This window comes from Enterobacter sp. C3_dUdeg, assembly GCF_057536195.1.
Genome location: NZ_BAAKFX010000015.1, coordinates 1 through 15,935, shown reverse-complemented (window position 1 = coordinate 15,935; position 15,935 = coordinate 1). Strand labels below are relative to the sequence as shown.

Below are 15,935 nucleotides of genomic sequence, written 5' to 3'. Positions count from 1 at the left end.
TAGGATCGCGAACCTGTGTGGATAAGTCCGATCTCACAAAGAAGATCATGCAGTTAGAAAGGATCGTTTGCTGTGAATGATCGGTGATCCTGGACAGTATAAGCTGGGATCAGATCGCGACTTTATGCACAGGTCAAAAACGATACAACAGTTTCTCTTTGGATAACTACGGGTTAATACGAGCTTTTAACCAGAGTTATCCACATCTGTTCGCGCGATCTTTAATCGTTTTTGAGTAAATTTTTCCATTCCGCGAGCCAGATCTCGGCTGGATCCTCCGGAATGTCATGATCGAGGATGTTGATCTTGAGCGTTTCACCCAGCTGTTTTGCTCCACAAGAGGTAACAGCGGCTTCAACTTTCTCTATTGCCCCGCAAAAGGTGTCATATTCACGACTACCGATCCCCACCGCGCCAAAACGGACGTTTGACAGGTCGGGCTGCTGTTCCAGCAGTTCGTCATATAAAGGTTGCAGGTTATCCGGCAGATCGCCCGCGCCGTGCGTGGAGGTGATCAGCAGCCAGACCCCGTCAGTCGGGAGATCTTCAAGCAACGGACCGTGCAGGGTTTCTGTAGAAAAGCCCGCATCTTCCAGCTTTTCAGCCAGGTGTTCCGCTACGTATTCCGCACCACCAAGGGTGCTGCCGCTGATAAGGGTAATGTCCGCCATTGATCGCTCGCCCAGATAAAGAGACGGCCATTGTACGCTGTGAACGAGCTGGGATCTACCTGTGGAAAATGTGGGAATGAATTTGCCCGATCACGGGCGGATGGTACGCATGATCGGGTTTTGCAGGGAGATCAGCGTCTCGGTGGACTGAATTTCATCGATTGTTTGGATCTTGTTGATAAGTACCTGCTGGAGGGCGTCGATGGATCGGCACATGACTTTAATAAAGATGCTGTAATGCCCGGTGGTGTAATACGCCTCTGTGACTTCATCCAGCGCGTTCAGCTTCGCCAGAGCGGAAGGGTAGTCTTTGGCGCTTTTAAGAATGATGCCGATGAAGCAGCAGACGTCGTAACCGAGATGTTTAGGACTGACGTCAATGCGTGCGCCGGTAATGATCCCCGCCTGTTTCATCTTCTCTACGCGAACGTGAATGGTCCCCGGGCTGACGCCAAACTGTTTCGCCAGCTCGGCGTAGGCGGTACGGGCATTGGCCATTAACGCCTCCAGAATGCCGCGGTCGAGATTGTCGATCTGATAATTTTCCATAGCTTTTTCTTATGAAGATTAATGAATCACTCTATTCTAGCGTTTAAATTTATCGAATCAAAAGTGAAGGTGGCTTTTTGTTGATGAGTTATTGAATATGATGCCATTTCTGTTGCTTAATCAATATCAACAGGACGCAGGAGTATAAATAATGAAAACCGCTTACATCGCAAAACAACGCCAGATCAGTTTCGTAAAATCCCATTTTTCCCGCCAGCTGGAAGAGAAGCTTGGCCTTATTGAAGTTCAGGCGCCGATTCTGAGCCGCGTGGGTGACGGGACGCAGGATAACCTCTCTGGATGCGAAAAAGCGGTACAGGTGAAAGTGAAAACACTGCCAGACGCTCAGTTTGAAGTGGTTCATTCCCTGGCGAAGTGGAAGCGTCAAACCCTGGGACAACACGACTTCAGCGCGGGGGAAGGGCTTTACACGCACATGAAAGCCCTTCGTCCCGATGAAGACCGCCTTTCACCGATTCATTCCGTTTACGTTGACCAGTGGGACTGGGAGCGCGTAATGGGTGATGGTGAACGTCACGTCGGCACGCTGAAATCCACCGTTGAGGCGATCTACGCCGGGATCAAAGCGACCGAAGCGGCCGTAAGCAAAGAGTTTGGTCTGGCACCGTTCCTGCCGGATACGATCCACTTTGTTCACAGTCAGGAATTGCTGAGCCGCTTCCCGGATCTCGATGCTAAAGGCCGGGAGCGTGCGATCGCCAAAGAATTAGGTGCAGTATTCCTGATCGGTATCGGCGGCAAGCTGTCTGATGGCAAACGCCACGACGTTCGCGCGCCGGATTATGATGACTGGAGCACTGCGGGTGAGGGCGAATTTGCTGGGCTGAACGGCGATATTCTGGTGTGGAACCCGGTACTGGAAGACGCATTCGAGCTCTCTTCTATGGGGATCCGTGTGGATGCTGACGCGCTGAAGCGCCAGCTGGCGGTCACCGGCGATGAAGATCGTCTCAAACTCGAGTGGCACCAGGCGCTGCTGCGCGGTGAAATGCCTCAGACTATCGGCGGTGGTATCGGCCAGTCCCGTCTGACCATGCTGCTGCTGCAATTACCCCATATCGGTCAGGTTCAGTGTGGCGTCTGGCCGCAGCAGGTACGTGAAAGCGTCGGTTCTCTTCTGTAATTAACGCTGCCAGCGTCTGAGCAGGCGGCTACGCAGCCCGGTATCAAAGCGCCAGATATGATCGAAGATGCGCATGATGCCGGGTTTTCCATGGGCTGACATCGCCACCGCATGAAATCGGTGCTGGTGCACCCGCTGTAACTCCTTCACCTTATTCACCACGTCATCCGGCAGCCGCTGGGCAATAAAATCGGAAATGACCACCGCGTCAGCGTCGTACCAGTCGCCTCCCTGCATACGCTCCACAATGCTGCGAAAGCAGCTGGCCAGATCCGTGCCGCCGCGAAAGCGCTGGCTCAGGAAGCGGATTGCCTGCTCGATACCCTGCTGATTCGTCAGCTCATAGCCCACCACCTCGCTGGAGAAGAGCATGATGAAGCAGCGACGACGATCGGCCAGCGCCACGCGCATCAGTGCCAGACAGAACGCCTTCGCGCACTGCTCGTTAAACCCGCCCATCGAACCGGACGTATCCACGCAAACAATGAATGGCCCGCGCGGCTGTTCATCAAAATCCTGATGGACGACCGGCCGTTGGCTGACTTTCTCACGCCAGGCTTCGCCGTGCAGTCGGTAGGTGAGAAGCTGTTTTTCCACCAGCCGACGATAGAACTCATACTCCAGCTCGGTCATCCCCAGCGTGCTCAGTTCCGTGGGCAGCAGGCGTAAAATGTCATCGCTCTGCTGGAGCCCGTCGACCTGCTCCGGCACGGTAGCCGGTTCGCGCACCAGTGTGCGGAAGGTTTCCATCGGGGCATCTTTCTTTGGGACCGACTTTGCCTCCCTTGAGCGACCCAGCTGTTCTGCAAGCTTCATCAGCTCGGGCTGCTGCGCCAGAAAATCGCCGTATTTGACGATCAGCTGATAATCCCCGCGCCGGAGCTGGCCGGCGCTCATATCCCACAGACGCCCTGCGGCGTTTTCATTCTCCACCAGCACCTGTTCTAGCTGGCCGCTCAGCGTCATCCGTTCCTGAACTTCACTGAGCAGTTGTTCACGCTCTTCATCCAGCAGCTGCTGGTTCAGCGTTGTGGCCTGAACCACCAGGCTGAGGCGCCAGCGCTGTAAGAAAAGGGTATGTAGTGCGGGGGTAAAGGTGGCGTTATCCGTGACCAGCGCCCGGGCCTGGCTGGCAAACGGAGAGTGGACGTTATCGAGCAACGTCAGGGTTTGCGGGAGCTGGACGATAAACTGCGACGTGGAGAGCCGCTGGCACTGCTGATAGCAGGCCACCTCTTCCGTTAACTCAGGCGGAACTTCGGTCTCCCTGAACCGCTGACGCAAATTTTCCCGCCAGCGGGGCAGATCGTCCGTCATCGCCTTTTTAAGCTTTGGAAATTTTTCAAAAAACGCCGCCAGCTGCGGCGACGCCAGAAGGGTAATGACCACTTCTTCGATCAATCCCTCCTCGCTGACGGCCAGCATGACGTTAAGCGTATCCAGCGTTAGCATTGACGCGCCTGTTTGATCTGCGCGCTGACGTCCTGCAGGCTGGCTTCGATGCGACCTAGCCAGTCGCTATGAATAAAGAGGCATTTTTGCTGCTCGCTAAAGCGGGTGTGCTGCTGATGCCATTCGGTATCCAGCGCTTCCAGCTGCTGCTTAATCTCTTCGGGGACGCTGTCAGAGGCGGTGCCCGGAAGCGCAAGACGCGAGCCCTGGAGGCTGACGTCGCGGATCACCAGGTGCTGGCTGCTGTCCACTTCCATATTCAGCGGCTGCGCGAAACCAATGCCGTTGAGTTTTCCTCGGATCTCTCCGCCCTTATCCAGCCACTGCGCCAGCGCCTCGCGCTCAATCGTAATGTGCACCACCTGCATATCATGCAGTTTAAGCGGCTGCTGGAGCAGCAGCGTTAGCGTTGCGCCGGTCAGGTCCGCAGGAAGCTCGTAGTGCGGTTTGCGGGCGAACATGCCCCCAAGGCGATTCACTTTCAGCGCGGTTTTATCACTTTGCTGCTGCTGGAGCTGGATGCGCCGCTGGGCAATCGCCCCCAGCTGGTTGAGCATCGCCTGCTGCCCCCAGGCGTGTCCGGTCATCAAAACGTCAAGCTGCTGCTGCATCAGGTTCATGCCTTCTGCATCATGCCAGAGGCAGTCTTTGAGCAGGATCAGGTCAATTGGCGCAACGGCGTCACGCCCGCTGAACAGGGCGCTGGCCTGCAGCAGGCGGATCGCTTTTTTCCACCGGCGATCGGAGACATAGGGCGCTGAAGGGATGAGATCAAGCTGCTGGCGCAGGAGATAGATCAGCTCGAAGACGGCGTCTGGCAGTTTGATTTTGCCGATATCCTGCTGCCACTGGTGATACTCCTCATCCGTCACCTGCAGCGAAGCGGATACCGGGTTTTCACTTTCATCCTGCTGGCTGACCAGCATGGAGCGGAAGTTGGATTTATCCTGCACTTTGTCCAGCCACAGGCGGATAAGCATACGGTCATACAGCGCTTCCAGACTGCTGTCGGCTTCAGGCAGTTCGTTAGAGGCGGCCACCAGCAGGCGCATCGGGATTTTCTCTTCACTGGCGCCGTTACGGAACCGACGTTCGTTTATCGCCGTGAGCAGGGTGTTCAGAATAGCCGGCCCCGCTTTCCAGATCTCATCGAGAAAAACAATCTCAGCCTCCGGAAGATACCCTTCTGTCAGACGCTGATAGCGACCCTCATCTTTCAATGCCTGAATGGAGAGCGGACCAAAAACTTCTTCTGGGGTGGAAAACCGGGTCATGAGATATTCGAAGGCGCGGGCGTTCTGAAAAGCAAATTTCAGCCTGCGGGCAATCAGGCTTTTGGCAATGCCCGGCGGTCCCAGCAAAAACACGCTCTCACCGCTCAACGCCGCCAGTAAGCAGAGGCGGATGGCGTGGCTACGCTCGAAAAGGCCTTTCTCCAGCGCGCTGCTGAGGCGGGAAATTCTTTCTGCTAATAAATGTGAGTGAGCCATAATAGTTTTGCATCCTTTCGCCGTCGTGGCGGCCAATTGAAGCGAGTATAGACGTTTCAGTCAGGGCTGGTAATAGACTGAAGTGCGGCGCAATTTTCTTTGCGCTACATTAATGCGGTTGCATTTAGGGGTACGATTTTGCAATGAATCGTGCATACTGTGCGCTTTTTGTGGGCCAAGGGACCGGGAACACATTTGTTATTTAAACGAAAAGACTAGTCTATGAGCACTGATAATAAGCAATCATTACCCGCAATAACGCTTGCGGCGATCGGGGTTGTCTACGGTGATATCGGCACCAGCCCGCTTTATACGCTTCGTGAATGTCTGTCCGGCCAGTTTGGTTTTGGTGTTGAACGCGATGCCGTGTTTGGCTTCCTGTCCCTCATTTTCTGGCTGCTGATCCTGGTGGTTTCCGTTAAATATCTCTCCTTCGTTATGCGTGCTGATAACGCAGGTGAAGGTGGGATCCTGACCCTGATGTCTCTTGCCGGGCGTAATACCTCGGCCAGGATGACCTCTGTGCTGGTCATTATCGGCCTGATTGGCGGCAGTTTCTTCTACGGGGAAGTGGTGATAACGCCGGCTATCTCGGTGCTGTCGGCGATTGAGGGGCTGGAGATTATCGCTCCGCAGCTCGATTCATGGGTGGTTCCGCTGGCCATTATTGTCCTGACGCTGCTATTCATGATCCAGAAGCACGGTACAGGGCTGGTGGGCAAACTGTTCGCGCCGATTATGCTGGCCTGGTTCCTGATCCTGGCGGCGCTTGGCTTGCGCAGCATTATTGCGAACCCTGAAGTGCTGCATGCGCTGAACCCTTACTGGGCGGTGCATTTCTTCCTCGAATACAAAGTGGTTTCCTTCGTGGCGCTGGGGGCCGTCGTGCTCTCCATCACCGGTGTGGAAGCGTTGTATGCTGACATGGGCCACTTCGGGAAACTGCCTATCCGCGTGGCATGGTTTATTGTGGTGCTGCCGTCGCTGGTGCTGAACTATTTCGGTCAGGGCGCGCTGTTGCTTAAAAACCCGGAAGCGATCAAGAACCCGTTCTTCCTGCTGGCGCCCGACTGGGCGCTGGTGCCGATGCTGATCCTGGCGACGCTGGCGACCGTCATTGCCTCCCAGGCGGTGATTTCCGGCGTGTTTTCTCTGACGCGCCAGGCCGTGCGTCTGGGGTATCTCTCGCCAATGCGCATCATTCATACTTCAGAGATGGAGTCGGGCCAGATCTACATCCCGTTCGTTAACTGGCTCCTCTATTTCGCTGTTGTTATTGTTATCGTCAGCTTCGAGCACTCCAGTAACCTGGCTGCAGCGTACGGTATTGCGGTAACCGGTACGATGGTGCTGACATCGCTTCTCTCCACCACGGTGGCGTACCGAAACTGGCACTGGAATAAATTCCTCGTGGCGATGATTCTGGTGGGCTTCCTGTGTATCGACGTGCCGCTGTTCTCAGCGAACCTCGATAAAATTGTCTCCGGTGGCTGGCTGCCGCTGACGCTGGGTCTGGTGATGTTCATCGTCATGACCACCTGGAAAAGCGAGCGTTTCCGCCTGCTGCGCCGCATGCACGAGCACGGCAATTCTCTGGAGGCGATGATCGCTTCTCTGGAGAAATCCCCGCCTGTCCGCGTGCCGGGTACTGCGGTATATATGTCACGCGCGCTGAACGTCATTCCGTTCGCGCTGATGCATAACCTCAAGCACAACAAGGTACTGCACGAGCGGGTGATCCTGCTGACGCTGCGCACGGAAGATGCGCCGTATGTTCATAACGTCCGTCGCGTGCAGATTGAGCAGCTGTCGCCGACCTTCTGGCGCGTGGTGGCAAGCTACGGCTGGCGCGAAACGCCAAACGTGGAAGAGGTGTTCCACCGCTGCGGCCTGGAAGGACTGAGCTGCCGGATGATGGAGACGTCGTTCTTTATGTCGCACGAGTCGCTGATCATCGGCAAGCGCCCGTGGTATCTGCGCCTGCGCGGCAAGCTGTACCTCATCCTGCAGCGTAACGCCCTGCGCGCGCCTGACCAGTTTGAGATCCCGCCTAACCGCGTCATTGAGCTGGGGACGCAGGTCGAGATCTAATCCCTTCTGAAAATGCCGGGTGGCGCTTCGCTTACCCGGCCTACCAAACCCCTCGCCAACCCACAATAATTGTCTCTGCATTTCACTTAGCGAAACGTTTCGACGTCGATCACAAATCTGTTACGTCATGATGGTTTTCTGAACATTCTTGAGATTAAACTGATGTCAGCGAAACGTTTCGCTAGTGGAGCAAGAAAATGAAGAAAGGCACGGTACTCAACTCAGAAATCTCATCGGTTATTTCCCGTCTTGGGCATACCGATACGCTGGTGGTTTGCGATGCAGGCTTACCGGTTCCGCGCAGCACAACCCGTATCGATATGGCGTTAACGCAGGGTGTACCCTCGTTTATGCAGGTACTGGATGTGGTGACCGCGGAGATGCAGGTTGAGGCGGCCATTCTCGCGGCGGAAATCAAACAACATAATCCGCAACTCCACGAAACGTTGCTCAGCCATATTGAGCAACTGCAACAACACCAGGGAAACACCATAGAAATTCGTTACACGACGCACGAACAGTTCAAACAACAAACCGCAGACAGTCAGGCGGTGATTCGCAGCGGGGAGTGTTCCCCGTATGCGAATATCATTCTCTGTGCTGGCGTCACATTCTGAGGCCATCATGGACGCATTACTGCAACTCAAAGGGATCGATAAGTCGTTCCCGGGCGTAAAAGCCCTCTCCGGCGCGGCGCTGAACGTCTACCCCGGGCGCGTGATGGCGCTGGTGGGCGAAAACGGTGCCGGCAAATCCACCATGATGAAAGTGCTGACCGGTATCTATCAACGCGATGCCGGTTCACTCGTCTGGCTGGGGAAAGAGACCACCTTCAACGGTCCGAAATCCTCTCAGGAAGCCGGGATCGGTATTATTCACCAGGAGCTGAACCTGATACCGCAGCTCACCATTGCGGAAAACATCTTCCTCGGCCGCGAGTTTGTTAACCGGTTCGGCAAAATCGACTGGAAAACGATGTACGCCGAAGCGGACAAGCTGCTGGCGAAGCTGAACCTGCGCTTTAAGAGCGACCGCCTGGTCGGCGATCTGTCCATTGGCGATCAGCAGATGGTGGAAATCGCGAAGGTGCTGAGCTTTGAGTCGAAGGTCATCATTATGGATGAACCTACCGACGCCCTGACCGATACCGAAACCGAATCCCTGTTCCGCGTGATCCGCGAGCTGAAATCGCAGGGGCGCGGGATTGTCTATATCTCTCACCGCATGAAAGAGATCTTCGAAATCTGCGATGACGTTACCGTCTTCCGCGACGGGCAGTTTATTGCCGAGCGCGAAGTCGCCACGCTGACCGAAGATACGCTCATCGAAATGATGGTGGGACGCAAGCTCGAAGATCAGTATCCGCATCTGGAGAAAGCGCCGGGTGAGATCCGCCTGAAGGTGGACAACCTCTGCGGTCCGGGTGTGAACGACGTGACCTTTACCCTGCGCCAGGGCGAGATCCTGGGCGTGGCGGGACTGATGGGTGCTGGACGTACCGAGCTGATGAAAGTGTTGTACGGCGCACTGCCGCGCACCAGCGGTTATGTCACCCTCGACGGTCATGAAGTGGTCACCCGTTCTCCGCAGGATGGTCTGGCGAACGGCATCGTTTATATATCCGAAGACCGCAAACGCGACGGTCTGGTGCTGGGGATGTCGGTTAAAGAGAACATGTCCCTGACCGCGCTGCGCTATTTCAGCCATAGCGGCGGTAGCCTGAAGCATAAAGATGAGCAGCAGGCGGTCAGCGATTTTATCCGTCTCTTTAACGTCAAAACCCCGTCGATGGAGCAGGCGATTGGCCTGTTGTCCGGCGGTAATCAGCAGAAAGTGGCGATTGCGCGCGGGCTGATGACGCGCCCGAAAGTGCTGATCCTCGACGAGCCAACCCGCGGCGTGGACGTGGGCGCGAAGAAAGAGATCTATCAGCTGATTAACCAGTTCAAGGCCGACGGTCTGAGCATCATTCTGGTCTCTTCCGAGATGCCAGAAGTATTAGGCATGAGCGATCGCATTATCGTCATGCATGAAGGGCATCTCGGCGGTGAATTCACTCGCGAGCAGGCCACCCAGGAAGTTCTGATGGCTGCCGCTGTGGGCAAGCTTAATCGCGTGAATCAGGAGTAAGAAGATGACTACCCAGGCTGTTTCTGGTCGCCGCTATTTCACAAAGGCATGGCTGATGGAACAAAAATCGCTGATTGCCCTGCTGGTGCTGATCGCGATTGTATCGACCATGAGCCCGAACTTTTTCACCGTTAATAACCTGTTCAACATTCTGCAGCAGACGTCTGTGAACGCCATTATGGCGGTCGGCATGACGCTGGTGATTTTGACCTCAGGTATCGATCTGTCCGTCGGTTCCCTGCTGGCGCTCACCGGTGCGATCGCCGCTTCGATTGTCGGCATTGAAGTCAACGCGCTGGTGGCCGTGGCCGCTGCCCTGGCGGCAGGCGCGGCGATTGGTGCCGTAACCGGTGTGATTGTGGCAAAAGGCCGCGTTCAGGCGTTTATCGCCACGCTGGTGATGATGCTGCTGCTGCGCGGTGTGACCATGGTATACACCAACGGTAGCCCGGTTAATACCGGCTTTACCGATAACGCGGATCTGTTTGGCTGGTTCGGTATCGGTCGCCCGCTGGGTGTTCCGACCCCGGTCTGGATCATGGCTATCGTCTTCCTGGCGGCGTGGTACATGCTGCACCACACCCGTCTGGGCCGTTATATTTACGCGCTGGGTGGTAACGAAGCGGCAACGCGCCTGTCCGGGATCAGCGTTAATAAAGTCAAAATTATCGTTTACTCCCTGTGCGGTCTGCTGGCATCGCTGGCAGGTATCATCGAAGTGGCGCGCCTCTCTTCTGCGCAGCCGACGGCGGGTACGGGGTATGAGCTGGATGCTATCGCAGCAGTGGTTCTGGGCGGTACGAGTCTTGCGGGCGGTAAAGGTCGCATTGTTGGGACATTGATCGGCGCACTGATTCTCGGTTTCCTGAATAATGGTTTGAATTTGTTAGGTGTTTCCTCCTATTACCAGATGATCGTTAAGGCAGTGGTAATTTTGCTGGCGGTACTGGTAGACAACAAAAAACAGTAACTGACGACACTACAGGACATCTTAGATATGAACATGAAAAAACTGGCTACCCTGGTTTCTGCTGTCGCGCTGAGCGCAACCGTAAGTGCTAACGCCATGGCGAAAGATACCATCGCGCTGGTTGTCTCTACTCTGAACAACCCGTTCTTCGTCTCCCTGAAGGACGGTGCGCAGAAAGAAGCGGACAAACTGGGCTACAACCTGGTGGTGCTGGATTCACAGAACAACCCGGCGAAAGAGCTGGCTAACGTTCAGGACTTAACCGTTCGCGGCACCAAAATTCTGCTGATCAACCCAACCGATTCTGACGCCGTAGGTAACGCAGTTAAAATGGCAAACCAGGCGAAAATTCCGGTGATTACTCTGGACCGCCAGGCAACGAAAGGCGAAGTTGTTAGCCACATTGCGTCTGATAACGTGCTGGGCGGCAAAATCGCGGGTGATTACATCGCGAAGAAAGCCGGCGAAGGCGCGAAAGTTATCGAACTGCAGGGGATTGCCGGTACGTCCGCAGCCCGCGAGCGTGGTGAAGGCTTCCAGCAGGCTGTGGCTGCGCACAAATTCAACGTGCTGGCCAGCCAGCCGGCAGACTTCGATCGTACTAAAGGTCTGAACGTTATGCAGAACCTGCTGACCGCACACCCTGACGTGCAGGCCGTGTTCGCGCAGAACGACGAAATGGCGCTCGGCGCGCTGCGTGCCCTGCAGACCGCAGGTAAATCTGATGTGATGGTTGTCGGATTTGACGGCACGCCGGATGGTGAAAAAGCGGTAAACGATGGCAAACTGGCTGCGACCATCGCTCAGCTGCCTGAGCAGATTGGCGCCACTGGCGTTGAAACTGCCGACAAAGTGCTGAAGGGCGAAAAAGTTCAGGCTAAATACCCAGTTGACCTGAAGCTGGTCATCAAGCAGTAAAAGGCGAATCAGGCAGTCGCTGGCTGCCTGAGGGACACCAATAAAGAAAAGTGTGGCATACGCCACCGGGTAACACCGGTGGCGCTCTCAGATGGACAACCCAACCATGAAAACCGCAGGCAACCTCGTCGTCCTTGGCAGTATCAATGCCGATCACATTCTTAACCTTGAATCGTTCCCTGCACCGGGCGAAACCGTCACGGGTAACCAGTATCAGGTGGCATTTGGCGGTAAAGGTGCCAACCAGGCCGTCGCCGCCGGTCGCAGCGGGGCGAATATTGCGTTTATCGCCTGCACGGGTGATGACGATACCGGTGAGCGCGTACGCAAACAGCTGGCGAGCGACAACATTGATGTCGCACCGGTCAGCGTGGTTGCAGGGGAATCGACCGGCGTGGCGCTGATTTTCGTCAACGCTGAAGGTGAGAATGTCATCGGTATTCATGCGGGTGCTAACGCTGCGCTGACGACGGAGCGCGTAGAAGCGCAACGTGCCATCATCGCCGGAGCGGAAGCCCTGCTCATGCAACTGGAGTCACCGGTTGAAAGCGTGCTGGCCGCCGCGAAAATTGCGCATGAAAATCATACCACTGTCGTACTTAACCCGGCCCCAGCCCGTGTATTATCAGACGAGCTGCTGGCGCTGGTGGACATCATTACGCCGAACGAAACCGAAGCCGAAAAGCTGACGGGCATTCGCGTAGAAAATGATGACGATGCCGCGCGAGCCGCGCGTGCACTGCATGATAAGGGCATCGGTACCGTGATTATCACCCTTGGTAGCCGTGGGGTGTGGGCAAGCGTCAATGGCGAAGGCCGTCGCGTGCCGGGCTTTAAGGTCAAAGCGATTGATACCATCGCAGCGGGAGATACCTTCAACGGTGCACTGGTCACCGCGCTGCTGGAAGGCAAGAGAATGGATGAGGCTATTCGCTTCGCACACGCTGCTGCCGCGATTGCGGTGACGCGAAAAGGCGCCCAGCCTTCCGTTCCGTGGCGTAAAGAGATCGATGAATTCTTAAGTCAGCAGGGGTAACGCTTGGCCACAATGAAAGATGTCGCCCGCATGGCGGGCGTTTCTACCTCGACGGTCTCCCACGTTATAAACAACGATCGCTTCGTCAGCGAGGCGATTCGGGAGAAAGTCGAAGCTGCGGTAAAAGAACTCAACTATGCGCCGTCTGCGCTGGCGCGCAGCCTTAAGCTCAACCAGACGCGCACCATCGGTATGCTGATCACCGCGAGTACCAACCCCTTTTATTCAGAACTGGTTCGCGGCGTGGAGCGCAGCTGCTTCGAGCGTGGCTACAGCCTGGTGCTGTGCAATACCGAGGGTGACGAGCAGCGCATGAATCGTAACCTGGAAACGCTGATGCAAAAACGCGTCGACGGGCTATTGCTGCTCTGCACCGAAACGCACCAGCCCTCGAAAGAGATCATCCAGCGTTATCCTTCTATCCCAACGGTGATGATGGACTGGGCGCCGTTCGACGGAACCAGCGATCTCATTCAGGATAACTCCCTGCTGGGCGGTGATATGGCGACTCAGTACCTGATTGATAAAGGACACACTCGCATTGCCTGTATTACGGGGCCGCTGGATAAAACCCCGGCGCGTTTGCGTCTGGAAGGGTATCTCTCCGCCATGGAACGAGCGGGGCTTGCCATTCCTGATGGCTACCGGATCACAGGCGACTTTGAGTTTAACGGCGGTTTCGAGGCAATGCAGAAACTGCTAACGCAAAAGCCGCGTCCGCAGGCGGTCTTTATTGGTAACGACGCGATGGCGTTTGGTGCCTATCAGGCGTTGTATCAGGCGGGGCTACGCGTGCCGGACGATATGGCGGTGATTGGCTATGACGATATCGAACTGGCCAGCTACATGACGCCGCCGCTGACCACTATTCATCAGCCGAAGGATGAACTGGGCGAGCTGGCCATCGATGTGTTGATCCACCGTATGGCGCAGCCCACGCTGCAACAGCAACGGCTGCAGCTTACTCCTGTTCTGATGGAACGCGGTTCGGTTTAGCTTTCTCTTTGTGACGCTCTTTAATCAGGTTTCGGCCGTCTTTTGGTTTTAACAGCATAAAGACCAGCGCCGATACCACGGTAAGTGCGCCCATGGTGATAAAGGTATAGTGGAACTGCTCAACGGTATTCGCGCTGTCAAAACCCTCATAAAACCTCAGCACCGCTGCGCTCACGGCAACCCCTAAACTGATCGACAGCTGTTGCGTTACCGCCAGCACGCTGTTGCCGCTGCTGGCGTTCTCGTCAGTCAGGTCGGCGAGGGTGATGGTGTTCATCGACGTGAACTGCGTCGACATCGCCATGCCCAACACAAACAGCGGCAGGATCAGCATCCAGACGGGTAACGCGGCGGATTGCAACGAGAACTGCGCAATCATCAGACCGATAAAGACCGTCACGCCAACCAGCGTCTTACGATAGCCAAACCAGCGCAGCACCTGTGTAACGGTTGATTTTGCCAGAATCGAGCCCATTGCCGTGGGCGCCATCATGCAGCCAGCAATCAGGGCCGGGTAGCCAAAACCCACCTGCAGCATCAATGGCATCAGGAACGGCACACAGCCCGTCCCCAAACGAGACGCAATGTTCCCTGCAATCCCAACGGAAAACGTTCGGGTATTAAAGAGCCCCAGGGAGATTAACGGCGTCGGGTGACGACGCGCGTGACGTATATAAAGAAGGAATAACAGAATACCGCCGAGGATAACGGAGAGCGCTAACCACGTCGCGACGATCTTCTCGCCAAACAGCTCCATCCCGCTGGAGAATAACACCAGGCTCAGGCCAAACAGGAAAAAGCCGCCCATATCGAAGCTGCGCCTTGGCGTGGTGAAGTTCGGCATATATTTGCGGGCATACAGCAGCCCCGCAACGCCAATTGGAATATTAATCAGGAAGATCCAGTGCCAGCTTGCCCAGGTGACAAACACGCCACCGAGTACCGGGCCAAGAATCGGGCCGACCAGGCCCGGCATGGTGACGAAGTTGAGTACGGGAAGCAGTTCGCTCCTGGGGTAGGCTCGCAGCAAGGCAAGGCGCGCCACCGGCATCATCATCGCGCCGCCAATGCCCTGCAATACGCGGAAGATAACCAGCTCCGTTAAGGATGAGGAGAGCGCACAGGCCAGCGATCCAAGCGTAAAGAGCGTGACGGCCAGCATGAAAACTCTGCGGGTGCCAAAGCGGTCGGCCAGCCAGCCGCTGACCGGAATTAACATTGCGACCGTCAGGGTATAGCTGATGATGGCGGACTGCATCGCCAGCGGGGAGCGGTTAAGGCTTTGCGCTATAGCGGGAAGCGCTGTGTTGAGGATGGTGGCATCCAGTGCCTGCATAAAAAACGCCATGGCTGCAATCCACGGCAATCCGGCCATGCTGCGCGCTTTTTTCGTTGTCATTTATTTACCTGCTGGTGGGTTGGTGCGGCCAGCAATGCCTGGCACGCACTCAGGGCTCGCTGCCCGTCGCTTTCCTGGATGGCATCAACTATCGCCTGGTGCAAATCCAGTTTTACCACTTCGTTTTGTGTAATAGAGGTAAAGTAGGTGTGATACACCGAATGGAATAAAGAGGCAAAAGAAGTGAGAAACGGATTGGCGCTCATCATATAGATGTGTTCATGCCAGGCCATATCAACCTCAACCCAGCGTTCGCGGTTGAAGTGTTTTTTCAGGAACACCATCTCTTCCATCAGCGCGTTAAGCTGCGCTTTCTGCTCCGCTGTTCCCAGCGTGGCGGCAAGCAGACATGCCTGAGGTTCAAGGCTGCTGCGCATCACCAGAAAGTGATCGACGACCTGATGAAAGTTATCTTCCGTCATCCACCAGGAGAGCAGCTCCTGATCGAGAAAATTCCAGTTACTCTGTGGCATCACGCGTGTGCCAATGCGAGGGCGTGGAAGCACCATACCTTTTGCCGTCAGGGTTTTCACCGCTTCGCGCACGGCGGTACGGCTCACCCCAAATTGCTCACCCAGCTCCATCTCACCCGGCAGGATGCTGCCCGGGGCATATTTACCCGCTAAAATCCGCTGAGCCAGCTTTTCTGCCAGCACGTACGACAGGTTTTTTTGGGCGGCCAGCTGTTGTGCGCTTAATGGCATCGCTTTTATTCCTTAAAGATTCATGCTGATAATTATGCCACCTCGAATGTGATTGTGGTTGCAGATACATCAAATAGAACAATTTGTAGCTTGATTTCACCTCTGTTGGTGAAAAAAAACGCGGATGGAAACTTTTTTTAAATTTCCTCTTGTCACGTCGGAATAACTCCCTATAATGCGCCTCCACTGACACGGAACAACGGCACACACGCCGCCGGGTCAGCAGAGAAAAGCGAAATTAATCACTTGACTCTGAAGCGGGAAAGCGTAATATGCACACCCCGCGCCGCTGCGAAAAGCGAAGCGGCACTGCTCTTTAACAATTTATCAGACAATCTGTGTGGGCACTCAAAGTGACATGGATTCTTAATGTCTTCGGACAATA

14 protein-coding genes are annotated in these 15,935 nt (G+C 55.4%); 8 read left to right on the top strand and 6 right to left on the bottom strand.

All coding sequences use genetic code 11. The annotated features are described in order from the left end of the window. Window positions 1–221 precede the first annotated feature (221 nt). On the bottom strand, window positions 222–671 hold the full coding sequence (gene mioC, locus AC27FC_RS21125) for an FMN-binding protein MioC (protein ID WP_023309786.1): 450 nt from the start codon (window positions 669–671) through the stop codon (window positions 222–224). Between the two features lie 90 nt (window positions 672–761). Continuing rightward, entirely contained in the window at window positions 762–1,220 is a 459-nt protein-coding gene (asnC, locus tag AC27FC_RS21120; RefSeq protein ID WP_023333916.1) for a transcriptional regulator AsnC, read from the bottom strand. 151 nt (window positions 1,221–1,371) lie between these two features. Between asnC and asnA the strand changes: the two genes are divergently transcribed. Beyond that, on the top strand, window positions 1,372–2,364 hold the full coding sequence (asnA, locus tag AC27FC_RS21115) for an aspartate--ammonia ligase (protein WP_047646767.1): 993 nt from the start codon (window positions 1,372–1,374) through the stop codon (window positions 2,362–2,364). On the opposite strand, the gene viaA is transcribed toward asnA, so the two are convergent. Beyond that, the gene (viaA, locus tag AC27FC_RS21110) at window positions 2,365–3,816 is read right to left on the bottom strand and encodes an ATPase RavA stimulator ViaA (protein WP_033144366.1); all 1,452 of its coding nucleotides are present in this window, start codon (window positions 3,814–3,816) and stop codon (window positions 2,365–2,367) included. Further along, complete coding sequence (gene ravA, locus AC27FC_RS21105; RefSeq protein WP_023309782.1) at window positions 3,810–5,306, bottom strand: ATPase RavA; 1,497 nt, start codon at window positions 5,304–5,306, stop codon at window positions 3,810–3,812. Before ravA ends, viaA begins: the two co-directional genes overlap by 7 nt. Before the next feature lie 222 nt (window positions 5,307–5,528). On the opposite strand from ravA, the gene kup reads away from it, so the two are divergent. The 7 genes from kup (at window position 5,529) to rbsR (ending at window position 13,447) form a co-directional block, all read left to right on the top strand. Then, complete coding sequence (kup, locus tag AC27FC_RS21100; RefSeq protein ID WP_023309781.1) at window positions 5,529–7,397, top strand: low affinity potassium transporter Kup; 1,869 nt, start codon at window positions 5,529–5,531, stop codon at window positions 7,395–7,397. 197 nt (window positions 7,398–7,594) lie between these two features. Next, entirely contained in the window at window positions 7,595–8,014 is a 420-nt protein-coding gene (gene rbsD / locus AC27FC_RS21095; RefSeq protein ID WP_032662094.1) for a D-ribose pyranase, read from the top strand. Between the two features lie 7 nt (window positions 8,015–8,021). Beyond that, window positions 8,022–9,527: a ribose ABC transporter ATP-binding protein RbsA gene (rbsA, locus tag AC27FC_RS21090; protein ID WP_023309779.1), complete on the top strand. Its 1,506-nt coding sequence runs from the start codon at window positions 8,022–8,024 to the stop codon at window positions 9,525–9,527. Between the two features lie 4 nt (window positions 9,528–9,531). Next, the gene (gene rbsC / locus AC27FC_RS21085) at window positions 9,532–10,497 is read left to right on the top strand and encodes a ribose ABC transporter permease (protein ID WP_006808742.1); all 966 of its coding nucleotides are present in this window, start codon (window positions 9,532–9,534) and stop codon (window positions 10,495–10,497) included. A gap of 27 nt (window positions 10,498–10,524) precedes the next feature. Next, on the top strand, window positions 10,525–11,415 hold the full coding sequence (gene rbsB, locus AC27FC_RS21080) for a ribose ABC transporter substrate-binding protein RbsB (protein ID WP_010426610.1): 891 nt from the start codon (window positions 10,525–10,527) through the stop codon (window positions 11,413–11,415). Window positions 11,416–11,521: 106 nt separating this feature from the next. After that, complete coding sequence (gene rbsK / locus AC27FC_RS21075; protein WP_196355202.1) at window positions 11,522–12,451, top strand: ribokinase; 930 nt, start codon at window positions 11,522–11,524, stop codon at window positions 12,449–12,451. 3 nt (window positions 12,452–12,454) lie between these two features. Next, complete coding sequence (gene rbsR / locus AC27FC_RS21070; protein WP_073001901.1) at window positions 12,455–13,447, top strand: ribose operon transcriptional repressor RbsR; 993 nt, start codon at window positions 12,455–12,457, stop codon at window positions 13,445–13,447. On the opposite strand, the gene mdtD is transcribed toward rbsR, so the two are convergent. Together mdtD and AC27FC_RS21060 are read right to left on the bottom strand one after the other, a co-directional pair. Beyond that, window positions 13,413–14,846, bottom strand: coding sequence for a multidrug transporter subunit MdtD (mdtD, locus tag AC27FC_RS21065; protein WP_033144368.1), 1,434 nt, complete (start codon window positions 14,844–14,846; stop codon window positions 13,413–13,415). The two genes, rbsR and mdtD, sit on opposite strands and share 35 nt — an antisense overlap. Continuing rightward, complete coding sequence (locus AC27FC_RS21060) at window positions 14,843–15,550, bottom strand: FadR/GntR family transcriptional regulator (protein WP_023309775.1); 708 nt, start codon at window positions 15,548–15,550, stop codon at window positions 14,843–14,845. The genes mdtD and AC27FC_RS21060 overlap by 4 nt, the downstream gene beginning before the upstream one ends. Between the last annotated feature and the right edge of the window lie 385 nt (window positions 15,551–15,935).